The sequence below is a fragment of the Halobacteriovorax sp. RT-2-6 genome, assembly GCF_047085025.1.
Classification (GTDB): domain Bacteria; phylum Bdellovibrionota; class Bacteriovoracia; order Bacteriovoracales; family Bacteriovoracaceae; genus Halobacteriovorax_A.
Map to the genome: position 1 here is coordinate 412,845 of NZ_JBKIYH010000001.1, position 25,388 is coordinate 438,232.

Consider the following 25,388-nt stretch of genomic DNA (forward strand, 5'->3'; position numbering starts at 1 on the left):
AGAAAATCTAATACTCCATTAGATTTTGGTTGTAGCAGAGGGCGCCTTTTCCAGGGCGCCCTCTTTGCGTTTTGGGCGTAATTTGATATGATGCCAATCATAAAAGTGAGGTATCAAATGACAAATAATGTCTATAGTAATCGTCGTAAACAACTTCTAAATATGATGGATGATGGAATTGCCATTATCGCTTCAGCTAAATATGCACATAAAAGTAATGATACGGAATTTCCATTTCGCCAAAACTCAAACTTTCGTTACCTAACTGGATTAACGGAAGCAGATAGTGCACTAATTCTTTCTAAAAAGAATGGTGTTGAAAAACAAATTATCTTCGTTCGTCCAAAAGATGAAATTGCAGAAATGTGGGCCGGAAAAAGACTTGGGCCACATAAAGCAAGTGAACTTTTAGGAACAGATGAAGGTCACTCAATTGAAGATCTTGATAAGAAATTAGAAGAACTTCTTCCTGGACACAAAAGCCTATACGTTCACCTAAGTGAGCGCACAGATATCGCTGATAAAGCTAGAAAAATTGCGGCCTCTTTATTTAGCAAGAAAAGAGCACAACAAGAATTGCCACCAGAGACATTTAAGAATGTTGGGCATTTAATTGAGAAAATGAGATTCATCAAAGATGAAACTGAAATCGCACAAATGAGAGAGGCCATGATTGTTACAGATCGCGCCCATCGTGCGGCAATGGCCCTTGCAAACCCAGGTGTTTCAGAGCAGGAAGTAAACGCCCTGATGACTTACCTTTTCATGAAAGGACCAACTCAAGGAAGTGCTTACGATAATATTATTGCAGGTGGAAATAATGCTAACTGCCTTCACTATATTAAAAACGATGAAATTCTAAATGCAGGAGATCTGCTTTTAATTGATGCTGGTAGTGAGTTAAATGGTTATGCGACAGATATCACTAGAACTTTCCCTGTAAGTGGAAAGTATACTGGAATTCAAAAAGAAGTTTATAATATTGTTTTAGAATCACAATTAGCGGCCATTGAATTATCAAAGCCAGGCAATAACGCTACAATTCTTCATAACAAAGTTAGTGAGATTCTAACTCAAGGACTAATTGATCTTAAGGTTCTTGAAGGAAGTGTTAGCTCAAATATTGAACAATCGAATCACAGAAAGTTCTTCCCACACGGAACAGGACACTGGTTAGGTCTCGATGTTCACGATCAAAACCCATACCTAGTTGATGGAACAAGTGATCCGATGCCATTTACTAAAGGCTGTATCTTCACTATTGAGCCAGGACTTTACTTCTCAAATGAATTCACAAATATTCCAGAAGAACTAAAAGGAATTGGAATTAGAATTGAAGACAATATTCTAATTACAGATAATGGACATGAGAACCTATCTCACATGATCCCTAAAACTGTTGAAGAAGTTGAAGAAGCTTGTGCAAAAGATGTAAAGGACTTCCTACTGTAATGAAAACGACAAATCTTCTTTTAGTTACACTATTTATTTTCTTAGGTGCTTCATGTGCTACTAATGATAGACGAGATGATGAAATTCATCTCGTTCATTGGAATATTAAAGAACTAGACAACACAAAACTTAGTAAAAAAAATGATCAACTAACAAGTGTTAAGAATATTCTGGAAAAGCTAGACTTTGATGCCATTAGTGTAAATGAGATCCAATACGATCTACCAAATGGAAAAAACCTAGAAAAACTTTTAGGACAATTAAAAGAAGATACGAGTGAATTTGCCTTTAGCTTCACTCAGGCCAACACAGGAAATAAAGCAAAGAAAGTTAATGGCAAGTATTCAAAAGATAGAAAGAATGCCGATCAAGTTAACTACGGCCTATTTCCTGGACAGTACTCAACTGGTTTTGCCTCAAAGCATCCAATCAAAGAGGAAATTATTGTAAAAGATCTTCAGTGGAAAGAATTTAACCCGGCCGCTGACTTTTCAAAATTTCGTGATGGTGCAGGAAAAAAACTGCCTAAAGAAATGGAACTTTTTGATAAGAGCTTCACTCACCTAGTTGTTGAAGTGGCCGATCAAGATGTACACATCATTCTTCTTCACACTGTTCCAAGTTATCACTTTGGAAACCGCCAAACTCCAAACTATGAAAGAAATCGCGATCAACTGCGATTTCTAGAGTGGTATGTAACGGGAGCAACAAACTTCAATGTAAAACTTCCAAAGAAGTATGCACACTTAAAACCAATTCATAAAGAAGATCGAGTCATCATCATGGGTGATTTCAACACTTCAATCTATATGAATAATCCAGGTTCTGTTGTTCTTAGAAGATTATTTAATCACCTAAATCCTTGGCTTAAAAACCCAGGGCCAACAAATGAGCGCCAAACTTTTGCGGCCAATCGCAATCCACTAACACTTGATTACATCGCATACAGAGGGCTGAAGCTAATGGATGCAGGAATTTATAATCCTGAAACACTTGTGAATAAAGGCAATGTATTTTGCACGCCACCAAGTCAGCTGCCAAAGTATATGGTTAAAGGATTAGATAAGCGTGTAAGTTGTATCGATGACGATGCAATTGAGCTTAAGAAGGCAAGCGACCACTTCCCTATCTGGGCAACGTTTAGACTTTAAAAGAAAGGCCAAGCTAAAGCTTGGCCTTAAATATTTTGTGAGTAATATAATTATCAAACATTAGACAGTTAAGTATCTTAAACCTGGCGGTTTAGAATAAAGCCACCAATAAGCTCAAGAGGCTTGATCGTTTCAGCTAAGCGCTCTTCATTGAACCCACGAGAAATTAATTCTGTGCGAATTTCGTGAAGGATATCATTAGCTTCATCAATAAGTGCTGTGGCTTCATTTTTAATATTAGAAACATTTTCTGAGATTTCTTCGAGATTAACGATATCCTTAAGCTCGCCACCTTTTTGATACTCATCCATCTTAAGAGGATTTGCCGCAAGATAGTCATAGACAACTGAGTTAACTAAATTCTGCTCTAGATCAAGGTGAGCATCCTTTAGGCTTTCTCCATCACTGAAATCAAGTGTGTCATCTACCATCTGGAAAGCAATTCCGATTAGGTGTCCAAAACGTGCAGCTTTAGATGCAAGCTCTTCATCCTCTACACCAAGGTAAGCTCCAGACCAACAGCACCACCCCATAACAGAGGCCGTTTTATGAAAAGCAATTTTTTCAATAATTTCTTTCGAGTACTTACGAGAATCGAGAGCATCAGACTGAACCCATTCACCAATTGCAAGATCTTGAATTACCTGAGACATGCTTTGAAGAACTTTAATTGAGCCAATTTTAGAAAGGCTTAAGATAACGTCTGCTAGCAGATAATCTCCAGCAAGAACGGCCTTCTTATTTGATGCCTCAACATTAATTGAAGGATTCCCACGCCTTTGCGTTGCGCCATCAATAACATCATCATGAGCAAGTGAAGCAGCATGAACCATTTCAATTGCACGAGCACATATTGCGACATCCTCTTTTTCGTGCGCATTAAAAAAATCTGCCATTAGATATGTCAGCATAGGACGCAGGCGTTTTCCACCAGATAAAACAGTTTTAGCAAGAACTTCCTTAATTGCTTTAAGGCAGTTTTCGGACTTAATTTCTAGGTCAATATTGACCGCTTTCTCTAAAATTTGTGGAGGGATGCTTTCAAAAAATTCGTTCATAGTTTTTTCCGTTTTAATAGTAATACCACTTGTCGAAAGGGGCCGTAAATGATTAATATAACGCAAATACTATTGATAAACACTGCACTGCAGAAGGACTGATTAAATATGAGCAATAAAGAGCTTGCGACAAGAAAAACAAAGTCATTTGAAATCTTTGATAAAATTGCCGGAACATACGATTTACTAAATCACATCCTTTCATTTGGTATCGATATCTACTGGCGTAAGGTGGTTATTGCCAACCTTCCGAAGAGAGAAAAACTTCAGTGTCTAGACCTTGCTTGTGGAACTGGAGATTTAACAATTGCACTTGCTCGTGCAAAAAATGTTGAAAGCGTAACAGGTATCGACTTATCAAAAGGTATGATCGAAATCGGAAAGAAGAAAATTGTTGCTAAGAAATTAGATAAAAAAGCCAAAATGCATATTGGCGACGGAGTTGAAATCCCAGCGGCCGATGAAACATTTGATGTAACAAGTGTAAGCTTTGGTATTAGAAATTTCCCAGACTTTAAAAAATCATTACAAAATATGTACAGAGTGATTCGTCCAGGTGGAAGAAGCTTTGTTTTAGAATTTTCTATTCCAAAGAACTTTCTTTTTCGTGGGATCTACTTCTTCTACTTTAGATACTTACTTCCATTTGTTGGAAACCTAATCTCTAAGCATAAGGACGCTTATACTTATCTAAATCAAACTGTAGAAGATTTTCCATATGGACAAGAGTTTGCAGACGAGATGACAAAAGCAGGTTTTAAAAACGTTAGATTTATTACTCTTACATTTGGGATAGCCACTCTTTACATTGGAGAGAAGTAATTGCGTTTATCTGCTAACAACCTCCAAATTGATATCATCAACGCCCTGATTAAACTTGATTGTTCAAGTGAAGATTTAATCAAGGGTAGTGAATATAGTCTTGTAAAGTTTGAGGCCGGGTTTAATAATATCTCATCTATTATTGACCTCTTTCAAACTTCAAAAAAGTTTTACTTTCTAAACAAAGACAAAGATACAGAGTTTCTGGCCCTTGGTTCTTGGCGTGACTTTAGCTCCCTTTACCACTACGAAGATATTGAGAGGCTAATTGAGTCTCATGATTTTCTTAAAATTTGTGGTGCTCAAAGATTTAAAGCTGAAGCAGATTCACTTGAGTGGCATGGACTTGAAGACTGCTCGTACTTTGTTCCTAAGGTCTTAATCGAAACGACACCTCAGGGTGTTGATATCAATGTAATTCTTCCAAACTCATTCTTTGCGGATGAGCAAAATAAGAAAGAGGCCCTTCATGAATTGGCCATTACCCTTGATCCAAATCCTAGGCATATGCATAGTGATTACAATCATATTACAAAGAATATTTCTGAGACGAGTAAGAATCAGTGGAGTAAAATAGTTGAAGCCGCAGTTTCTAAGATTAATCGTTCACAAATTTCTAAGATAGTTCTTTCTAGAAAACTTAAGGTTTCATTTAAGAACCCTATCAGTTCATATGAACAATTTAAGACACTAAAAGAAAACAATAGCTACAATAGCTATAATATCTTATTTCAATTTTCAGCACACCAATGCTTCTACAGTGTAACACCAGAAACTCTATTTAAGCTTGATGGCAGAAAAGTTCTGATCGACAGTATTGCAGGAACGACGAAAAGAGGCGCCAATAAGCAAGAAGATGACACGCTAGAGGCAAATCTACTATCAAATACAAAAGAGCTTGAAGAACACAGACATGTTTCAAGTTATATTGAAGAGACGCTAGCTAATTTGGCGAGTGATATTGAAATTACTAAAAAAGAACAAATTCTAAAACTTAAATATATTCAGCATATTCATACGAAGTACGAAGCGACTTTGAATGATAGTGCTAAACGCAGTGATCTAATCACTAAACTGCACCCTACTCCTGCAGTTGCGGGACTTCCAAAGCCACTTGCAATTAGTCTTATTAGTGAACTAGAAACTAATTCTCGCGGGCTCTACGCTGCCCCAATTGGTTATTTTTCAAAAGACAAAACTGAGCTTGCAGTTGGTCTAAGGTGTGCACTTGTGGATAAATCAGACCTACATATTTATGCTGGTTGTGGAATCGTTAAAGATTCTTCAGCGGAAAAAGAATGGAATGAAACCACAAACAAAATGAAAAACTTCACTGAAGTTATCAAGGCCAAATCATGGACAAATTTCCAGTAACTGAAAATCTTTCAAGACTTTGGGCATCAATCATTGTTGATGAATTAGCAAAGAATTCAATCACGCAATTCTACGCGGCCCCAGGAATGAGAAATGCACCAGTTCTTGCCGCTGCTCACTATCATGAGCTTGTTGACACATATTCATACTTTGATGAAAGAGCACTTAGCTACAGGGCCCTAGGGCGATCTAAAGTCTCAGACTCAATTCCCCTGCTTACATGTACATCGGGAACGGCCATGGCCAATTTTGCGCCGGCAATTATCGAGGCAAATAAATCAGGGCTACCATTAATAATATTAACAGCTGATAGACCTAGTGAATTAGTTAAAACGGATTCAAACCAAACAATAGATCAATTAAGTGTTATTGCTGATCACACTTGTTATAATTTAAGTCTTGAGGCACCAAATGAAGCGCTAAGTGCTACGAGACTTAGAACTCTAATTTCAACGGCCATAGGACGCGCAAAAATCAATAAGAGGCCTGTACACATTAACCTTCCTCTTAGAGAGCCACTTGACTCAACACCAATGCCTATTTCAAAAGAGTATCTTGAAAAAGCGCTAGAGAGTTTTAATAATAACGGTGCCAAGGTGATCTCAAGTGCTTATCAAACTTACCAAATGGAGTTTAAACTAGGACAAAAACTAGTTGAGGCAAAGAATGTCTTACTCGTTATTGGAAAACTTGATGGAAAAAAAGATCTTGAGCATTATCAAGACGCCCTAATGAAAATCAAGGTGCCAAAGTATCTTGATATCACAAGTGGACTAAAGTACCAGTTCTGTCTCGAAGACTATCTGACACCAAACTTTGATCATCCAGAGGTTTTGGATGTTTATGAACAAAGTCCACCGGAGATTATCATTCATATCGGTGGCCGCTTAGTTTCAAAGCATTATTATAATTTCTTAGAAAGAAATAAGTGTGAACTTATTCATGTAACAAATGTGGACTTTGATCACGACCCAGGATTTTCAAACACACATAAAATTATTTGTGATCCTCTTTCATTTTTAAATGGACTCGTAAAACTTGAACTTAATCAAGCGCCACCAGTTATGTGGCATGATTTCGTGGAAAGAAAGAGGGCCGTTATCGAAGAAGAAGAGCTGACTCAACCTTTTATCTCTAAGAATATTATTGAAAATATTGATGAAAACTATGATCTTCTTGTAGGTAATTCAACAATTGTCAGAAGCTTTGATAACTTTGTATCAAGTAATTACAGATCAAATGTAAATGTTTTCACTAACCGTGGCGTTAGTGGGATTGAAGGGTTTGTTGCAACATTAGTTGGACTAAGTGATGAGAATGATAAACCAAAGCTACTAGTTCTTGGCGATATTTCATTCAAGCATGATCTAAACTCTCTATATATGCTAGAAGAAGCTGCCAAGGCCGGAAAAAACCTAAGTGTTATTATTATTAATAACTTTCAAGGCGATATTTTTAATCTTCTACCTATTGCTAAAGAGAAGGAATTTCTTCCTCTTTTAACGACTCCACACAACGATCGCTTTGATCGCTTAATAAAAGCATTTGATGGCCTATCATATGAGTGTTGTGAAACGAAAGATGACTTCAATAAACTTGTGGCAAAGGCCCTAAGTACTAAAGGGGTCAATATTATAGAGGCCATAACAAATAATGAGTCGAATATGGCACTCTTTAAAAAATTAAAAACAGTAAAAAGGTAAAAGAATGAGTCAACTTGTAAAAGGCTTTATCATTGCAGCAAGGCCAAAGACATTACCAGCGGGAGCTTCACCAGTAATACTAGCGACAGCACATGCCTTTTTTGACCAAGGCGAGATTAGCTGGATTATTTTTGTTATTACTCTGCTTTGTACATTACTTTTACAAATCTCATCAAATCTAATCAATGATTACTATGACACTCAGACTGGTGTTGATACGCAAGAGCGCCTCGGTCCAGAGCGTGTCACAAACACCGGCCTAATAGAGCCGCAAACAGTTAAAAATTTCTTTATTGGAACGTTGGCCTTAGCATTTCTTCTTGGAATCTTCCTGATGAATGTTGGGGGTATGCCCATTGTTATTCTAGGTCTGGCCTCAATCGCTGGTGCATATCATTACACAGGAGGGCCATTTCCTCTGTCACACTATGGAATGGGAGAACTACTTGCTCTTATTTTTTTCGGAAATATTGCAGTTTGTGGCACTTACTATCTTCAGACCTCAACGATTAACGACGCAGTCATACTGCTGAGTCTTTTTCCTGGCCTTTTAAGTGCTGCTATCATGGCCATTAATAATGCACGTGATATTGAAAGTGACGCTATTGCAAAAAAGATGACTCTTGGTGTTTTACTTAATCGTGCACTCAAAAAGAAAGCGTCAAGCTGGCTTCCATTATTTTTTGTTGCTCAAGCCTTTATCATTCTATGTGTCCACTCATACCTAGTTCTAAATCAAGGACAATCACTTGCTTTTATGATGGTGTTTCTAATTATAACTCTCATTTTTTTAAAGACATGGACTTTCTTAATTAAAAATGGGCCATCTCCAGCTTATAACGATAGTCTTGCTCGAACAGGTAAGTACCTATTTATTACATCACTTATCTATAGTGGAATCTTGTGGCTAAGCTAATTCTTAGACCTATATACAAAGAAGTTCACAATATGCGCTTAGCACTTAAGGCGCGAGCAAAAGAGTATAAGAAAATCGATTACTTTGAAGTTGAAGTATATATTGAAGAGGAGGTATTCACTTCTTATATTACTCAGTTTGCTTTCTTTTATGAAAACCAAGAACTTGAGCATGAGTACGAAATTGACTATCCTCTCGATCAATTTCTAAATGGGGACTTATTTGAAGCACCTCTTATTGATGCCAAAGATATTCCAAATAACGTTATTCTTGCTTTTGAGTATGCCCTCATAAAATATTATCGTAAGAAAAACTTCAAGCAAGACAATCACGAAGATTACTTTAGTAAAAATAATAGCGTCAAAATCAATTTACTATTTCAGAAAGGATTAGACTTAAAGTTTGGCACCTCTGATATTTTAAAATATAAAATTTCGACTAACTCTAATACCCATGAAGTTATCACAGACCTTAATTCACTTGCAGCAAAAGGAGTTAAGTTACGCCTTGATGGCAATAGATCCCTTGATAGCTCAGTCTTAGAAAGTATTCTCTATAACCTCGATTCAAATACAATTGATGCCATCGAATATATTGAAGAACCATTTAGTGACCTTGGGCTTTGGGCCCAAAGTCTATGGAGTGATAAGATCACTCTAGCTCTTGATGAAAGCTTTGAATTTCAATTTAGGGACTCAATACCAGAGGAAGTAAGTCATTTAGTTCTAAAGTTTGGTGTCAACATAAGTGTCTTTGAATTCTTCCAGTTAAGACGTGATAAAAGAAATTGGCAAATTATCGTCACAAGTGGCTTTGAGTGTCCTAAATTATTTAACTTTATTATTCATCTTGCAGCTTTAGAAAATAATGCCGCAGGCCTTTCTACGTTCAACTTCTACGAAAATGGGTTAAAATTATTCAAAGAATTTCAACCTCAAAAGAGTTTGCTAATTGCAAGGCCTCTTTAATCTTTGTGTTGAAGATTATTAACAAATTTTAAGGAGAAGTTATGTTTAAAGTACTTGGTCTAACTGCATTGTTAGTTATGGGATCTTGTTCATCATTCAAAACTGGTGAGTCATGTGATCGCTCACAAAAGAGTTGTTGCGCTAAGAAGAAAAAAGACTGCAAAGACTCGAAAAAATGTGATGGAAAATCATGTGATCGCAAAGACAAGAAGGGCAAAAAGGCCCATAAGTCACACTCTTAATAATCGATTCTATCGATCATGTAATAGAGGGCCTGCACATTTTGCAGGCCTTTTTTTTATCCTAATTCGAGTTATAATATTTGCAGGAAAAAGGAGTTTTTCATGAAAAAAATTATCTCTCTACTTGCCCTGTCTACACTAGTTTTATTTAGCGCCTCGTGCTCTTCGAACTCAACTCGTGATGTCGCTTCTGAGCGAAAAGACTGTAAGGAAACATCAGTTCCTGACTACGAACAATATTACGAGAATTACGAAGACTGCAATAAGCTTTAAAAAACAGCAAAGGCAAAATTATATTGTAAGTAATTCACACTTAACACAATTCTGTTTTTACAGTTTGTCACTTAATTGATACATCTCTCTTATTAAATCGCCAATTTATATGTCATTTTGATAAGAGAGAGTAGACAATGTTTAAAAAATCCCTACTAGTTTCACTATTACTACTTAGTAGTATTACTGCCCAAGCCTACGACTTCAATGTTCGTGCCTTCATGGTTTTAGACCTAATGACACTTGAGAAGATCGGTGGCAACAGCACTCGTGCTGAAATGGGTTATGGTACTGCTGATATTAAAGTTTACTTTAACCACGAGCAGTGGAGTGCAAAGTTCAAACTTGATATTGATGCAACTGAAGAAGCAGGGACAACTGTTGATCTAATGGAAGAGGCCCTACTTACTTACCGTTTCAATAGTAATTGGAAACTAACAGGTGGTAAGGGTAAAGTTCCTTTCTACACAATGCACTTTGGTATCACTGAAAGAAACCTAATGGACGGTGGATACCTTACGCAAACTTACTCTGGGATGAGAGCTGGATACTTTAAAAGAAAGTATCTTCTAACTCTACGCTACGGTGGATGGAGACAAGGTCAAATTCACGATGTGACTTTCTTTGGTTCAAACCAACAAGTAAGACGTGACAGAGACAATCAATCAATTCCATACCTTGGTGGAGATCCAGCGTCTGAGCTTTCTTATGATACAGAAAGAACTTTTAACACAAACTTTCAAAGAGGTTTTGCTTATAAAGGTCGCTATATCCCTTCTCAAAATCATGAGATCATCGTAGGTGCTTTCACTTACTGGCGCGATATCGATCCAGAAGCAGATCACGGTTATTCTGTAGCATACCAATATGAAAATAATAGCTGGGCATTTTGGACAGAAGGTCTTTTTGGTTACTTCTCAAAGCATCCAAACGATCGCTACGCAACTCTTAAGCAAGAGACTTACAATGCTCAAGCTGGCTTCCTTTATAAGATCGATGACAAGTGGGCCGCGGGGATTAACGCTGAGTACTCATTTGTTTACGACCTAGCACACGATGCAGCCGACTACCCATCAACAGAATTTGGACAGTCGAGATATAACGATGGAAATGTAAGTAGAACAACGATCTACAAACTTGATATCGGTGCTCAGTACAAGCTATCGAAGAAAGTACAACTTAATGGTGGTTTCCTAGTAGAGCGCCAGCTAAGAGAAGAAACAAATACATCAACAGATGGTAATGCGGACGAGACGAACGGATACGCAATTAACTTCTCACTAAGTACTTGGCTTTAGGCCCAGTACTTAGAGCTTAAAAGTTTTACTTATTTAAGTTATCTTAACTAACAATCAGTACGATACATCTCCTAAAATGAATTAATTTAGGAGGTGTTTCGTGGCCATCGAACAATTTATCATAATTTTATTTATTGGTGCTATCTCAGGCTGGCTAGCTGGAAGTCTCTATCGCGGAGAAACCTTTGGCCTTGTGGGCAATATCATCGTGGGTATCATGGGCTCCTTCGTAGGAAGCTTCACATTCCATCTGGTTGGCTTTGCAGGCTATGGCCTTATTGGAAGTATCGTTATTTCCACCATCGGCGCTATCGTCTTTCTAGCGACTCTCCAGCTCTTGCAAAAACTATGAACAAAAGTTAATGCGAACAAGGCAATTATCTGTAGACTAATCGCAGGCCTGTGACTAAAATACGCCACATGGGCCTAATGTTTATATTTCCAGTATCAAAAGAAGAAAAAGATCGTATCACAATCAATGAAGAGGGTTTAACTCTTAAAACCTATGGACTACCAATGGTTTTCTGGGGCTATCTTCTAGCAGCGGCAACAGTTGTCTTTGCAATGTTCATTGGTGTTAAAGGTCCAATGGTTAAGCTTTACAACACAGGTGATAGTATCAATCAGGCACTTGTAATTGCAGTTGCGGCCACTCTATTTCTAATTCCATTTATTACGCTATGTTTTTATATGTATGAGAAATTCATCGTTAAGCAAGATGATAAGCTTGTACTAAAGCATAGACTGTTCTTTATTCCAATTTATAAGAAGACTTATAAACTAGAGTCAAAGGATGCCTTTTCAATCGATCACTTTATGGACTCTCCTAATGTGGCAAAAATGAAGCAAGATCCTACAATGCGTGGATTTGAAAACAAAGGTTACTTCCAGCTTTTTGCAAAGCTTGAAGATGGAAAGTATATTTTTGTTGATCGCTCAAATAGAAAAGCAGACCTGAAAAAGATTCAGGCCCTGCTGTCGGAATTTTAATTTTTAATCGTCTTTAGAATTTTTATCGTCTTCTTCTTTGTAGTTTTGACGAATTGTTTTAGGACGGCGTCCGCCACCTAGGCGCTTTTCTTTAGAGTTGTCGCGTCCATCACGCTCCCAGTGGTTTTTCCATTCCTCTTTCTTAGAGTTCTTTTCTTCCCACTTAGCTTGGCGCTCAGTCATTACTTTCTCAACTTCATCTTTCTTTCTAACTTTAAAGTTTCCAGATTGCTTAAGCTTTGAAAGTTTATCATTAACAACTTTTTTATTCTTAGCTTCGCGCTTTGCCTCAACACCAGCTTTAGAGTGTCCTGACATATCCACAGTAACTTCACCATTTACGATTGTCTGACATGACATACGCTCTTTAGTGATGTGAAAAACATTACCGATAAGCTTTTTTTCAACTTCTGTTGGTTCATTAAGATTATCTGAACCGGCCATTACACGAACGATACAATCTGTACAAGTTCCGTGTCCGCCACAACTAGAGTTAACATAAACTCCATTCTTTTTTAGATGCTCTAATAGAGACATCTCATCATCAACATAGATTGTCTCATTTGATGGAGTAAGAGTAACTTTGAACATTTTAAGCCTTCATTATTTTTATTGAGTTAGATAAAGAAGGATTAAACCGTCTTCTTAATCTTATTCTCAATGGTTTCTAAAATTTTTCCTTTAAGAGGCTTTAGCATAAAAGATAGGTCAAGATCAACCAGACAGTAAGATTCTTCAAACTTTAGCTTCAATTCAAAGCCTTTTCCTTTAGCTTGCATGGAAAAATTACCATCATCAGTCGTCACATCAGCTTTTACATTGAATTTTGCGACGTATTCAGGTGTTACGGCCTGCTTACCTAGATTGTAGGCTTCTTCTTGAGATGAAGCTTGGCTATAGTTTACTTTTAAACTCATTACAATAATCCTTATTTTACTACTTTGTCCCTGTTGAGCCGAAACCTCCAGCTCCTCTTTCAGTATCAGATAACTCATCCACGGCCGAAATTCTGGCCTGCCAAACCGGGGCCATAACCATCTGAGCAATTCGCTCACCATGCTTAATGATGAAATCTTCTTTTCCAAAATTTCCAAGAATGATCTTAACTTCTCCGCGGTAATCACAATCGATTGTCCCAGGTGAGTTAACAACAAGTAGGTCAGTCTTAAATGATAGTCCCGAACGTGGCCTAATTTGAACTTCATACCCGTGAGGGATCTCAAAACTAAGTCCTGTTGGAACTAAGACACGAGCACCTGGAGCAATCACAAGGCTATCTTTGTTCTCAAGATGAGCACGAAGATCCGCACCTGCAGCTCCAGTTGTTTCATATTGTGGAAGATCGAAGCTAGAGTCGTAATGCTCTAGCTTCTTTACTTTTAAATCAACTACTCTATCGATCATAAAAATCCTGATCTAACTAACTAGTCTTTTTTCTCACCACGAGGCTTTCTGTCACCTCTTGGCTTTCTGTCATCACGACGAGGGCGACGATCACCTCTATCACCATCTCTTGATTCACGTGGCTCGCGCTTTGGTGCATCTTTTTGAGCTTCTGCTTCAGTTTTACCATCACGACGAGTTAGTGCTTCAACAGCTTTGATTGAAAGCTTTGCACGTCCCATTTTATCAATTTCAAGAACCTTGATCTTAACTTCTTGACCTTCTTCTAGGTAGTCAGCTGCATCAGTGATTCTATCTTCAGCGATTTCAGAGATGTGAACAAGTCCACCAACACCAGCAGCGATATCAACAAATGCACCGTAGTCTTTAAGAGAAGCAACTTTTGCTTCGTAAACTTTACCAACTTCTGGTCCATTAAGTTGTAGGCCAACAAGTGCCATACACTCATCAATCATCTCTTGATTAGTTGAGATGAATTTAGTTGTTCCATCTTCATCAATCTCGATAGTAAGTTCGAAATCTTCTTGAAGCTTCTTAATATTCTTCCCACCAGGACCAATAAGGCCACCGATTTGGTCTTGCTTAATTTGCATAGACTTCATTACAGGAACACCCTCTTTAAGAGTCTTTCTTTCAACAGAAATAGTCTTTGCCATCTCTTCTAGGATGTGAAGACGTCCTTCTCTTGCTTGTGCCATTGCACTTTCAACGATCTCTTTAGTAAGACCTGTAATTTTGATATCCATTTGAATTGCAGTAATACCTTCAGTAGTACCAGCAACTTTAAAGTCCATATCACCTAGGTGATCTTCGTCACCAAGGATATCTGTAAGAATCTTGAATCTTTCACCATCAGTTACTAGACCCATAGCGATCCCTGCAACAGGAGCAGTTAGAGGAACACCAGCATCCATAAGTGCCATTGAACCTGAACATACAGAACCCATTGAAGAAGAACCGTTAGACTCTAAAACCTCACATACAAGACGAGTTGTATATGGGAAGTCTGTTGGGATAACTGCTTTAAGAGCACGCTCAGCTAGGTTTCCGTGACCTTGCTCACGACGTCCAACACCACGTACACCACGTGCCTCACCTACTGAATATGGAGGGAAGTTATAGTGTAGATAGAATTGATCTTCTGAAGTACCAATAATACGGTCACTCATTTGAGCACCTTTGCTACCACCTAGAGTAACAGCGGCCATAACCTGAGTCTCTCCACGTGTGAATAGAGATGATCCGTGTGGAACTTTAAGTACATCAATCTCAGTTTCGATTTCACGTACTTCAGCAAGTCCACGACCTGCAATACGCTTATCTTCATTTAAGATATCTCCACGAAGCATTTCATACATTAGTTCATCTACACCTTTGTATGCTTCTTTTCCGAATGCATCGTTTTCAGTTAGACCAAAAGCTTCTGGTGCGTCTGCCATTGCAGCTTTAACTTGAGCTTCAATAGCTTTAACAGCTTTTTGTCTTTCTAGCTTATCAGTAATCTTAAGCGCCTCACGAGCTGTTGCTGTGTAGTCTGCTCTGATTTTTTCAAGCATAGTATTGTTTGCAGCTGCTGATACGAATTCACGCTTAGCTCTACCAACTTCTTTTTGAATATCTTTAAGGAATGCAACAAAGCCTTCGATTTCTTTTTGACCAAAAAAGATTGCATCTAGAACATCTTGCTCAGGAGCGACTTTCGCTTCCCCTTCAACCATAAGGATTGCATTGTCACTTGCTGCAACAACGATTTCCATATCAGACTCTGCCCATTTGTCATGGTCAGGGTTGATAACAAATTCACCACCGATACGACCAACTTTACAAGTACCAATTGGACCTTCAAATGGGATATCAGAAATAGTTAGAGCTGCTGATGCACCAAGTGCAGCAAGAACCTCTGGGTCACCTTCTGGTGAGTAAGAGATTACAGTTGCAGAAATAACTGTATCAAACATATATCCGTGTGGGAAAAGAGGTCTTAGTGGCCTATCAATTAGACGAGCATTTAAAGTCTCACCAACTGAAGGACGACCTTCTCTTTTTAAGAATCCACCAAGGAATTTCCCTGCTGAATAGAATTTTTCTGTGTATTCAACTAGAAGTGGGAAAAAGTCTTGTCCGTCTTTTACTTCTGTTGCAGATGTAGCAGTAACTAGAACTTGTGTACCACCACTAGATACGATAACTGATGCGTCAGCTTGTTTTGCCATACGACCAGTTTCAATTGTAACTTCCTTACCACCAAAGTTGTAAGTAAACTCTCGTTTGTTGTTTAACATAAATAACTCCATTTATATTTTTGAATGTCTATATTTAGAAATGTGTTAGTTGGAATGTATGTGAGAAGAAATCCAAAGAATATGAAAATCTAAAACCACTGAGATCAGCGTGTTTTTAAATTTTAATATCCCTTAAATCTCAAACTCTCCTCTTAACCATTTCCGTACTAAAATTTTAACTGCTTAAATAAAAAAAAGGAAGCATAAAGCTTCCTTTCTTTTGTCTTGATATATAAAGCTTACTTTCTTAGACCAAGTTTCTTAATTAGTGCTTTGTAGTTTTCTTCGTTGTTTGTAGCAACATACTTAAGAAGACGACGACGACGTCCAATCATCTTAAGAAGACCACGGTTTGAAGAATAGTCGTGAATGTGTGCACCAAAGTGTGTCTTAAGGTTGTTGATTCTTGTTGTAAGAATTGCAACTTGAACCGCTGCACAACCACTGTCTTTTTCACCTGCACCAAATTCTTTACCAAATTCTGCTACGATGCTTGCTGTTTCTGCATTTGTAATCATATTTTTCTCCTAAAACTTACCCAAAACCGAGCAAGGAAGTTATTTTCCAGGCCAAGAAAGGGGCGCTATAATTTTGAGCATACTAACGTATTATTTCACTCATGTAAACCTTTAAATTCTCGAGCAAACGGGCCTCAATTTGACGAATTCGCTCACGAGAAACCCCATAATCATCTGCGATGGCCTGTAGAGAGCGCGGAGCATCATTTAGAAGCCTTTCGCGAAAGATTTCCTGGTCACGAGGCTTTAGGCCTTGGATAAAATGATCCAGATTATCTTGTAATAATTTCAAGGATTGTTGGAACTCGATATCTTCGGCAAAATCACCAGAATCAGGCAGTAGGTCTCCCATGGTCGAAGACGACTCTCCAACCGGAGTATCAATACTAACTTCAGAGCCACCTTCACCCAGGCGCATATCCATCAGGGCCACGGCCTTTTCACTAACATCAAGGTTCTGGGCAATAGTCTTATGATCAGGCTTAATCCCTTGGGCCTCGAGACGCTCTTTTTCACGCATCAGGTTATAAAACAACTTCTTTTGTTCATTTGTTGAACCAAGTTTAACTAACTTAAAGTTATCGAGAATAAATTTTAGAATATAAGATTTAATCCACCAAGAAGCATAATATGAAAGCTTTGCGCCTTTATCTGGTTCAAATAATGAGACGGCCTTCATAAGGCCAATATTCCCTTCTTGAATCAAATCCATCACATTGGCGTGAGCACTTCGGTACTCCATAGCGATTTTGACAACTAGGCGAAGATTAGAAACAACGAGTTTCTTTGCCAAATCAATATCACCTGATTCACGAAATTGCTTAACCAGCAGCTTCTCTTGTTCAGGAGAAAGTAGCTCATAACGTGAGATATCTTTTAGATATTGGTTTAATTTATTATCTAGTTTTGAAGGAACAGGAAGATTTGAGGCCAGGGCCGGAAGAGTCTCTTGAATGAGCTCAACTTCTTCATCTATCGTAAGTTTTTTAGGACTGATATCAACATACTCGTGATCATCCTCGATTACTTCGACATCATTATCAAAAAGATCAGAATCCTCAACTGATGGGAGAACCTCAACATCATAATTAGGATCTGACTGATTGTTATTCTTATTATTGTTATTAATTTTTGCCATTAAGGCTATTTATCATTTTTTGGCTTCCGAGGCCATAGAATCGATATTATTTAGAGTTTCTAAAGACTTAATTTCACTTAAATCTCTACTTGATAGATCAGATACAATTCTTTTATTTCGTATTGCAACAAGAGCAAATGGTGCAATTCTAATATTTACGCCAATCTTTAGTTGTCTATTATCTTCACCCTTTGGTAGCTCAATCATATCAATTATATCAAATTGTCTAAAAAGCTCATCTGTTATTATTTGCGTTAAATCAGCATTTACTGAAAACTGCATCAGCGTATCTTTAATATCCTTGTAATCATTTTCGACATAAAGGGCCAAACGCTCCTTTAACTTCTTGATCGACTTATCATCGTTTCCAACATGAGCGATTTTATATTGCTCATAAATCCATTTGATATCAGTACGAGGAATATTAATATCAAAATGTAGGCCTAACATATTATTGATGTCACTTGCCTTATCAAACTCTCCATGAAGAACATTGAAATTAATCTGAGGAAAGCTTTTATGATAAACAAAGTAGTTATTTACTTCTTTATCAACTTGCATAACTAGGGCCTCTTCGTAAGAGAGCTTTTTAGAATTTGATTTCAGATAATCTGATGCCCAAAAATCCCATAGGCCATCATTTGACAATGAAATATAGTCCTTAATTGTTTTTGAATCATGAGTCCATACATTAAAATCAGGTATGCGAGTAACAAGGGCCAAGAACTGACCAATTAAGCGCGGCCTCTCTTCTTTAAATTCATCAAGAGCACTCACTAACTCAGGACTAACTTCTGTCGAATATTTAGGAGAAGAGAAACGAAATTTTTCACAATACGCTAGTTTGAAATCAAAATTTAAATTGGCAGAACCAACTGGTCGGATGATTCCATTTTGAATTTTTGTGATTTCTTTTGGACGACAAATTTGATTGCGACAAAGCGCCCCTTTTTTGTCAGACAATTTATCATCATAGCTATAAGTATCTAGGCCACTTAATTCACGGATGATAAAACTCATAACAGCGGAAGAAGAAAGAAATTTTGAAAGCTCTCTAGGATACTCAACTTGACCTCCCCAAGAGCATGCGTGTGAAAAAATCCCTGTCGTATAATAAAGTTCATTAACAAGAATTTCATTTTCACTTTGTAGCTTATTAAGTTTATCTGTAAATAATTTCTTTCTTTGATCTATTGGCAAGAATATTTCGCCTTCGTCTTTGAAGTAATTATCGAAATGATACTTTATAAGACGATGTCCCATTAAAGTTATATTTTGCGAACACTTTGAGATGAGAGATCTTACTAAATTATCATATTGCTCGCTATCAAATTGAAGTTTCTTGGCATAAGTCGCTATTGCATGCATCGAATATGTCATCATCTTATACTGAAGAGTTGCCATGATAGTGCGATAAAACTCGTCTCTTTCAAGGCCATTTTTAAAGTATAATTTTGCGCTATTTTCACGACAAAAATAATCAAGTTTCTCATCTTCAAGATAAAATTTTCTATAATCATTTAAGAGATCAAAGTTTTCTTTTGAATTTTTAACGCGAGATTGTTCGATTGATTTACTCAGATTATCAAAAATCATATCCCCTTGCTTGTTTAAAACAAGGCTATCGGCAGCTTGTGAATAAAGAGACAGCAGACCAAATAAGCTCACAAAAACAATGCGCATATAATTTAAGAATTTTGCGAAAACATCCATGTAAAATCCATTTAAAGTTTCCCTTAAGTTATCGGAATTATTCCCGAAAGGTTTAATAGGAAATTTAAAAGAATTAAAATATGAAAATAATTTCACTAAAGGCCATTCTTATACTCATTAGCTTATCATTACTAAGTGAAATGATTCGTGCCCAATCGTATTCTTCGATTATTTCCAGACAAGCAAAAAGAGAACTTGATCCTCCATACAATATTTATCATGAGATTGAGGCCGCCTACTTTAACGAAGGCCTACAACTTGATGATCGTAAAGACTTTCTCGATCAATTACGCGTGGCCAAGTCACTTTTAATAGACGGCCATTCCAACGATGCCATATTGGTATTAGAAAAGTTACTTGCAAAGACTAATAGTTATAAGAAAGAACTCCTTATTAAACGCTTCCTTGTTCTAGCATACTTTTCAGATGCTAGAGCAAAGGAGACAAGAGATACGCTTGCCTCTCTTCAAGATAATGCATCATGGTTTTATCAAAACTGTACACTAAGAATGGTTAGTGCCCTTTCTATGCCAAAGGAAATGGATTCAAAGGTTGAAGAAATATACAATAATTGCATTATTAGAGTACATAATAAAAACCCTTATCAAGATAATACATGGCTTAACTTGGTTTTAGAAAAACGCTTGAAAGGATATGTGAGATCAACACAAATACGAGATCTCATGGCCAGCAATAACTTAGATATCATTAAGACAGTTCTAAGATATGGAATCTTTTTTAAAGAACATGAGAGAGTGTTAAAGCATTATGGAAAAATCCCTGTTGATTTCTATGCTGATCCAATGCTTAGAACTTTAGTTGCAGTAAACCTTTATAATGCAGGAAAATATGATCAGGCTTTAAAACTTGCGCAATCAATAGATAATACGAATACAAACAAGATCAAAGGCCACATGGAAGTTCATAAAGGTGACATTAAAACGGCCTATTCACACTATATCTCTAACTTGATTTTAAAACCTGAATCAATTGTAAATAATAAGTTACTATTAGCTGCCGCATGGCTTAGTGGTAACTTTAGAAACGCAAGGGTTGCCCTATCAAAGATACCCGTATCAGACTCTTTATCGAGAGAGAAAGAATTATTGAGAATAAATATTCTTATTAAAGAAGGTAAATTTAAGGAGGCCGTCTATCTGATGAATAATCTTGATATTCGTTACAACAAAAGACTTCCTTATGAAGCAGCTATTTTAAGTACATATTTAAAACTGTTAAATAACGATCAAAACTGGGTACAATTGAGTGATAAATCGTGCCTGAATAAGAATATCATCAGTTGTTGGTTACACATGCAATCGAAACTTTGGAATAACTTTACAACTGAAGTCATAAGAAAAGACCAAAAAATGGAATCTAAAACAATACAGGACCGACTTGAGGCGATGATAGCACCTGTCTCAGATAAGAAATTCGAAGAGCCTGTCTTAATTTATCAAAAAGATATTTACGAGCTTGATCTAGCTCAGTACCCAAAACTTGGGCACTGATAAAAATCTTTTCTTAAAAAGAATAGCGATAGCCAATATTTAATACCGCTCCACTCATATCAACATCACTATCATTTCCACCACCAGAAATTGAATATGAATGGGCCAGATAATCAAATTCCGCAAAAATGAAACTAGCACGATTTAGCCAGTAATCGGCCTTAGCTCCAAAATAGAAACCAATCCCACTATCAACATCAAATCCATCATCAGCATTAGCAAGATTATACTTAGCACCGGCGCGTGCAAAAAGATCTAATTTATCTAGATTAATTACTTTTAGACCAAACTCCCCGATAAAATTAGTTAGAGTTGCACTTACAATACTTGAACTAGTACTAAGTACGATAGGCTCCTCATCAATTGACAGTTGTCCGCTAAGATAGAAAATATGGCCGAATTGATAATCAAGACCTAAATTCATTTGATAAAAACGTTCGATATTATTTGAAAAAGCAGAGGTTTCAAAATTTTCATTTAATAGTCTAAATTTTGCAAATGGCCTAAAACTTCCATTACCAATCAAAGCTAAACTTAGCTCAATACCACGCTTACTCAGTTCAAAATCACCTGAACCATAACCGTAAGTATAACCTTGGTTAACGAGTGAAAGGCCAATGATATTTGAAGAAAATCTTTCTGCCGTAGTCATTTTCTTTCCACTTACATTTTTATAACTGGCCAATAAGAGATTTGACTTTAAAAGATTATTTAATTGATTTTGCTTCTCAATTGACTCATGAGTATTGTTGACCACAACAAAGCCACGATTTGGATCAAGAGTCAGATTTTTAGGTGCAATAAAGTTTCCATTTGAACCATTAATGCGGCCGATTTCACGGGCCTCATATACTCGGTATTCTTCGTTAAAAGTGGCATCTTTTTCAGGTGGAATATAAATTCCAGAAACTAAATCAATAAGGCCACCTGCCTTTGGCGCGTATCTTCTTTGATTAGCAGAGTACTGCCCGCGGTAAGAACTAACTTGTTCTGCAGGCTTCATTAAGTTAGAAACTAAAGGATATGGTGCAATATTAAAATCATCACTATCAGTATCTTCAGAATAAACTGTCATATCAAGAAGTCTATTACTGTATAATCTTGATAATTGCAGAGGATTGATTTTTACAGGCATAGACACTGGTCTAGAATCGTGAAAAGTAGCACTATACTGTCCTCTAGAAACAGTTGAGACGTCCTTTAAGTTATCCCCAAAGAGGACTTCATTAATTTCCATGCTAAAGTTTTGGAGTTCATTATTTGTGCGAAACTTAAACTTGATCTTTTGCTCTTTAACGCTTCTTCTAAAAACAAGTCTTTCACCTGCACTAAATTTATGAGAACGATTAACTCTTTTCATATTGGCCTTACCTGTAAAAGTAAGAGCACCTGTTACGTTATTATAGATATTGTAGAGGATAAGAGAGTCAGAGTTTTCAAGTCCTACAAGAGCGCTATTAGTGCGCACAAAGACGCGATCAAATCGCCCCTCTCTTACCTTTCGCTGCTTTTTTGCCATGATTCTAACAAGGCCAGCATGAAGCGAAATAAAGTCACCTTCTGTCGCATTAATTAGTTCAATAGTAACCTTCGAATTTGGCCCTATAAAAATAGTATCACCGCGATCATTAACAAGGCGGGCATATGAATTATCTTCAGTAATGATAAGAGTGTCTTGAGAAAGTCCTATCTCTTGGGAAATTTTTGTTGCGTCAATTTGGCGTGAGCCATTCTTGCTAACGAGTGAAATATCACCACGTCCAGAATTTAACTTTATCGCTGCAAAGGTTTGAATTGAAAAGATTAACGATAAAACGAAGAGGGTACTTTTTGAAAGCATGAATATTCCTAAATTGACTTAAATTCTTATATCTAAAGATACTTCAATTTTACTTGAAAGTAATTTTAGGTCAATAAGCAATATAGATTACTCGTTAGTTATCTTCTTTAAACTCAATCCCATCAAAAAGATAAACAATGGACTTATCTTCAACGATAGTAGTGATTGAGACAGGTCTCTTCCAAACCTTGTAGATATTGGCCATTGTATCCTGGGCCTGCCCAACGTCAAGGTCTACTCCCTGGTGTACATGACGAAGAAGAAGCTCACCACGATTCTTATAATTTGCCGATTCCACTTCAATAATTGGTGTACCAAAATTTGTTAATTGATTAAGAAGCTTTGACTTAATTTCTTTGAAGTCACGCGTTTCAATTTCATTGCGTCCTGTACGCGAGTTATACTTATACGTAAAAAGCTGCATACGATTACAGAATTCTTCAGTAAAGAACTCATCAATGAAAGTAATATCATTATGAGTGCGTCTTACTTCGAAGATTTTCTCACGTCCCATATTTGTTTCAATATGCCAATTTTCTTTTTTATGAAGGTCTGTGCAATCTTGATACTCTTTTCCAAATTTTCCAGTATCCCAACGGTATTCAATGTCACGCATAAGCTCAATGCCGATCTTATATGGATTGATATTTTGCTTACTCATGGCCATTACACCAGAATGAATATCTGCAAAGTCGATAATTTCAGAACTATTTAAGGCCTTCTTAGTAAGAATCTTAGAGTGCCAGTAAGATGCCCACCCCTCATTCATAATTTTAGTCATTCTCTGAGGAAGAAAGTAATAAGCTTCCTCTCTTAGAATTCCAATGATATCGGCTTGCCAGTCTTCAATTGGAGCGTGATCAATTAGAAATTTCATAATATCACGTGTTCCACGAATTTCTTCATCAAGAAGCTCTAGTGGTGTTTTCTTAACTTCCACCTTATCGCTATCAAGGCCTGAGCGCGCCATTTTAGAATTCATAAATGACTTAAGAACTTGCGAGCGGTCATCCTTAAATTCAAATTCATCATCAGCAGATGTTCTTTGCTTCTCTTCACTTTGGAAGAGCACATTAACATCAAGTAGGTTTTCAAATGATAAGACTGTATCAATAAATTCTTCGACACGGTCTTGGCCATATTTATCCATATAACGACGAACTTTCGTTCCATGATTGGCCATAACATCCATCATGCGACGATCTGTTCCTCTAAACCAAGCATTATTCTTAAAGAAGTCAGCATGCCCATAAACGTGGGCCATAACAAGTTTCTGATCAACATAGCGATTAGAGCTTAAAAGATATGCATAGCAAGGGTCAGTATTGATTACAAGTTCGTATATTTTTTGAAAACCATAACGGTTTCCTTTAGCAAGACGATCATACTCGAGCCCGAATCTCCAGTGCGGGTAGCGAGAAGGAAAACCTCCATTTGCTGCTAAAATACAAACTGTATCGTAGTCACAAACTTCAAAAACAACAGGATAGAAATCAAGGCCATATTCTACTGCATAGCTATGAACCTCATCTCTTAATCTTGCAAGTTCTCCACTTAGTGGTTTAGTTCTTTCCATACTACTTATTACTGGAGTCACGCCTTACTTACCTTTTCCTAGAAAGTCTTTAATTGAATCTAGGATTGCTTCTTTATTTTTAATTTTACTCAAAATAACATCTTCGTGTTTTTCACCGAATTCTTTGGCGAGGTCCTTATAAAACTGACCTGAACCATAACGAGACTCTACTTGTCCGTAGAAGAATGCATTTGAGTTTGGAATAATTGAATTCTTTAAAATATCAAGACAAACCTTAGTGTCCTCTGCAGACCAGTTATCACCATCCGAAAAATGGAAAGGATAAATATTCCACTCATCTGAATTATAATCGCTAGCAATCATATCCTTACAAAGTTTAAGTGCCGATGAAATAAGAGTCCCACCACTTTCACGAGTTCTAAAGAATGTTTCTTCATCAACTTCTTTTGCCGTTGCATCATGAATGATATAGCGAATTTCAATATCTTTATACTGCGACTTAAGCCAGAGATTGATCCAAAAAGATTCTGTGCGAACAATTTCTTTTTGTTCATCCCCCATTGATCCTGAAACATCCATCATGTAGATTACAACTGCAGAGTTTTCAAATTCTATCTTTGAATCACTTGCACGGTAGCGCATATCACTTTTGATTGGAACAACGACAGGGTTCTTTGGATCATATGTCCCCATTGCGATTTGTCGCTTTAGGGCCTCTTTAAAAGATCTCTTGTAGTGCTTAAGTGAATCTGGTCCAACTGTACCGATACTTGTGTAGCGATCAACAGTTGACTGCATATTCTTCTTACCTTTAGGCTCGATCTTAGGAAGTGCTAGCTCATTTCCTAGAATTGAAGCAAGCTCATCTAAGCTCATTTCAACATCGAGGGCCTTATCACCTTCCTGCTCACCAGCTTCACCTGGTTCCCCTTGACCTTCTTGCGGTTCACCTTGTCCATCGACTGGATCTCCTGGCTGGCCATCACCCTGTCCTGTTCCTCCTTGGCTTTTATCACCAAAGCGAAATTGAGGAGTGTTGATTGAGGGCATTGGTACTTTAAATTGCCCATTGCCCTTTGGAATTGGCATCTCACCGCCAGCAATATACTTTCTTAGATTATCACGCACCTTTCCTTTAATAATTTTTCGAAAACGTGCGTGGTCTCTTTTAATCGGGTGATCCATTAACTCTCCAGTT

At 37.2% G+C, this 25,388-nt stretch carries 24 protein-coding genes; 13 read left to right on the forward strand and 11 right to left on the reverse strand.

Annotation, left to right across the window (positions count from 1 at the left end):
• The first annotated feature begins 117 nt into the window (after positions 1-117).
• Together ACMAYS_RS01880 and ACMAYS_RS01885 are read left to right on the forward strand one after the other, a co-directional pair.
• Complete coding sequence (locus tag ACMAYS_RS01880) at positions 118-1,452, forward strand: aminopeptidase P N-terminal domain-containing protein (protein WP_158246821.1); 1,335 nt, start codon at positions 118-120, stop codon at positions 1,450-1,452.
• Positions 1,452-2,603 carry an endonuclease/exonuclease/phosphatase family protein gene (locus ACMAYS_RS01885; protein ID WP_103217291.1) on the forward strand — a complete coding sequence of 384 codons (1,152 nt, stop codon included), beginning with the start codon at positions 1,452-1,454 and terminating at the stop codon, positions 2,601-2,603. Before ACMAYS_RS01880 ends, ACMAYS_RS01885 begins: the two co-directional genes overlap by 1 nt.
• Before the next feature lie 77 nt (positions 2,604-2,680).
• On the opposite strand, the gene ACMAYS_RS01890 is transcribed toward ACMAYS_RS01885, so the two are convergent.
• On the reverse strand, positions 2,681-3,661 hold the full coding sequence (locus ACMAYS_RS01890; RefSeq protein ID WP_392991867.1) for a polyprenyl synthetase family protein: 981 nt from the start codon (positions 3,659-3,661) through the stop codon (positions 2,681-2,683).
• A gap of 108 nt (positions 3,662-3,769) precedes the next feature.
• Between ACMAYS_RS01890 and ubiE the strand changes: the two genes are divergently transcribed.
• The 10 genes from ubiE (at position 3,770) to ACMAYS_RS01940 (ending at position 12,247) form a co-directional block, all read left to right on the forward strand.
• Positions 3,770-4,483, forward strand: a complete 714-nt coding sequence (gene ubiE, locus ACMAYS_RS01895) for a bifunctional demethylmenaquinone methyltransferase/2-methoxy-6-polyprenyl-1,4-benzoquinol methylase UbiE (RefSeq protein ID WP_103217293.1) — start codon at positions 3,770-3,772, stop codon at positions 4,481-4,483.
• Positions 4,484-5,857 carry an isochorismate synthase MenF gene (locus ACMAYS_RS01900; RefSeq protein ID WP_412462637.1) on the forward strand — a complete coding sequence of 458 codons (1,374 nt, stop codon included), beginning with the start codon at positions 4,484-4,486 and terminating at the stop codon, positions 5,855-5,857.
• Positions 5,839-7,560, forward strand: coding sequence for a 2-succinyl-5-enolpyruvyl-6-hydroxy-3-cyclohexene-1-carboxylic-acid synthase (gene menD, locus ACMAYS_RS01905; protein ID WP_412462638.1), 1,722 nt, complete (start codon positions 5,839-5,841; stop codon positions 7,558-7,560). Before ACMAYS_RS01900 ends, menD begins: the two co-directional genes overlap by 19 nt.
• 4 nt (positions 7,561-7,564) lie before the next feature.
• Positions 7,565-8,476, forward strand: coding sequence for a 1,4-dihydroxy-2-naphthoate octaprenyltransferase (gene menA / locus ACMAYS_RS01910; RefSeq protein WP_392991861.1), 912 nt, complete (start codon positions 7,565-7,567; stop codon positions 8,474-8,476).
• Positions 8,464-9,444 carry a hypothetical protein gene (locus ACMAYS_RS01915; RefSeq protein ID WP_412462639.1) on the forward strand — a complete coding sequence of 327 codons (981 nt, stop codon included), beginning with the start codon at positions 8,464-8,466 and terminating at the stop codon, positions 9,442-9,444. Before menA ends, ACMAYS_RS01915 begins: the two co-directional genes overlap by 13 nt.
• 41 nt (positions 9,445-9,485) lie before the next feature.
• Complete coding sequence (locus ACMAYS_RS01920) at positions 9,486-9,686, forward strand: hypothetical protein (protein ID WP_103217298.1); 201 nt, start codon at positions 9,486-9,488, stop codon at positions 9,684-9,686.
• 102 nt (positions 9,687-9,788) lie between these two features.
• Positions 9,789-9,959 carry a hypothetical protein gene (locus ACMAYS_RS01925; protein ID WP_158246822.1) on the forward strand — a complete coding sequence of 57 codons (171 nt, stop codon included), beginning with the start codon at positions 9,789-9,791 and terminating at the stop codon, positions 9,957-9,959.
• Between the two features lie 137 nt (positions 9,960-10,096).
• Entirely contained in the window at positions 10,097-11,257 is a 1,161-nt protein-coding gene (locus ACMAYS_RS01930) for a hypothetical protein (protein WP_412462640.1), read from the forward strand.
• A gap of 100 nt (positions 11,258-11,357) precedes the next feature.
• On the forward strand, positions 11,358-11,609 hold the full coding sequence (locus ACMAYS_RS01935; RefSeq protein ID WP_103217300.1) for a GlsB/YeaQ/YmgE family stress response membrane protein: 252 nt from the start codon (positions 11,358-11,360) through the stop codon (positions 11,607-11,609).
• Between the two features lie 77 nt (positions 11,610-11,686).
• On the forward strand, positions 11,687-12,247 hold the full coding sequence (locus ACMAYS_RS01940) for a hypothetical protein (protein WP_103217301.1): 561 nt from the start codon (positions 11,687-11,689) through the stop codon (positions 12,245-12,247).
• Positions 12,248-12,250: 3 nt separating this feature from the next.
• Here the strand turns inward: ACMAYS_RS01940 and ACMAYS_RS01945 are convergent, their stop codons facing one another.
• The 7 genes from ACMAYS_RS01945 to ACMAYS_RS01975 form a co-directional block, all read right to left on the reverse strand.
• On the reverse strand, positions 12,251-12,838 hold the full coding sequence (locus tag ACMAYS_RS01945) for a 2Fe-2S iron-sulfur cluster-binding protein (protein ID WP_392991852.1): 588 nt from the start codon (positions 12,836-12,838) through the stop codon (positions 12,251-12,253).
• 41 nt (positions 12,839-12,879) lie between these two features.
• On the reverse strand, positions 12,880-13,164 hold the full coding sequence (locus ACMAYS_RS01950) for a polyhydroxyalkanoic acid system family protein (protein WP_103217303.1): 285 nt from the start codon (positions 13,162-13,164) through the stop codon (positions 12,880-12,882).
• Positions 13,165-13,183: 19 nt separating this feature from the next.
• The gene (gene dut, locus ACMAYS_RS01955) at positions 13,184-13,651 is read right to left on the reverse strand and encodes a dUTP diphosphatase (protein WP_103217304.1); all 468 of its coding nucleotides are present in this window, start codon (positions 13,649-13,651) and stop codon (positions 13,184-13,186) included.
• Between the two features lie 20 nt (positions 13,652-13,671).
• Complete coding sequence (gene pnp / locus ACMAYS_RS01960) at positions 13,672-15,933, reverse strand: polyribonucleotide nucleotidyltransferase (protein ID WP_103217305.1); 2,262 nt, start codon at positions 15,931-15,933, stop codon at positions 13,672-13,674.
• Positions 15,934-16,172: 239 nt separating this feature from the next.
• Complete coding sequence (rpsO, locus tag ACMAYS_RS01965) at positions 16,173-16,451, reverse strand: 30S ribosomal protein S15 (RefSeq protein ID WP_412462641.1); 279 nt, start codon at positions 16,449-16,451, stop codon at positions 16,173-16,175.
• An 82-nt stretch (positions 16,452-16,533) separates the two neighbouring features.
• Positions 16,534-17,589: an RNA polymerase factor sigma-32 gene (locus tag ACMAYS_RS01970; protein ID WP_103217307.1), complete on the reverse strand. Its 1,056-nt coding sequence runs from the start codon at positions 17,587-17,589 to the stop codon at positions 16,534-16,536.
• 12 nt (positions 17,590-17,601) lie between these two features.
• Positions 17,602-19,302 (reverse strand): hypothetical protein, encoded by a 1,701-nt coding sequence (locus ACMAYS_RS01975; protein ID WP_412462642.1) that lies wholly within the window; start codon positions 19,300-19,302, stop codon positions 17,602-17,604.
• Between the two features lie 80 nt (positions 19,303-19,382).
• Between ACMAYS_RS01975 and ACMAYS_RS01980 the strand changes: the two genes are divergently transcribed.
• Positions 19,383-20,813: a hypothetical protein gene (locus ACMAYS_RS01980; RefSeq protein WP_103217309.1), complete on the forward strand. Its 1,431-nt coding sequence runs from the start codon at positions 19,383-19,385 to the stop codon at positions 20,811-20,813.
• A gap of 13 nt (positions 20,814-20,826) precedes the next feature.
• Here the strand turns inward: ACMAYS_RS01980 and ACMAYS_RS01985 are convergent, their stop codons facing one another.
• From ACMAYS_RS01985 to ACMAYS_RS01995, 3 genes are all read right to left on the reverse strand, one after another.
• Positions 20,827-22,653, reverse strand: coding sequence for a hypothetical protein (locus ACMAYS_RS01985; protein WP_412462643.1), 1,827 nt, complete (start codon positions 22,651-22,653; stop codon positions 20,827-20,829).
• Positions 22,654-22,747: 94 nt separating this feature from the next.
• Positions 22,748-24,229 carry a SpoVR family protein gene (locus tag ACMAYS_RS01990; protein ID WP_103217311.1) on the reverse strand — a complete coding sequence of 494 codons (1,482 nt, stop codon included), beginning with the start codon at positions 24,227-24,229 and terminating at the stop codon, positions 22,748-22,750.
• A gap of 24 nt (positions 24,230-24,253) precedes the next feature.
• Positions 24,254-25,375: a DUF444 family protein gene (locus ACMAYS_RS01995; RefSeq protein ID WP_103217312.1), complete on the reverse strand. Its 1,122-nt coding sequence runs from the start codon at positions 25,373-25,375 to the stop codon at positions 24,254-24,256.
• Positions 25,376-25,388 lie beyond the last annotated feature (13 nt).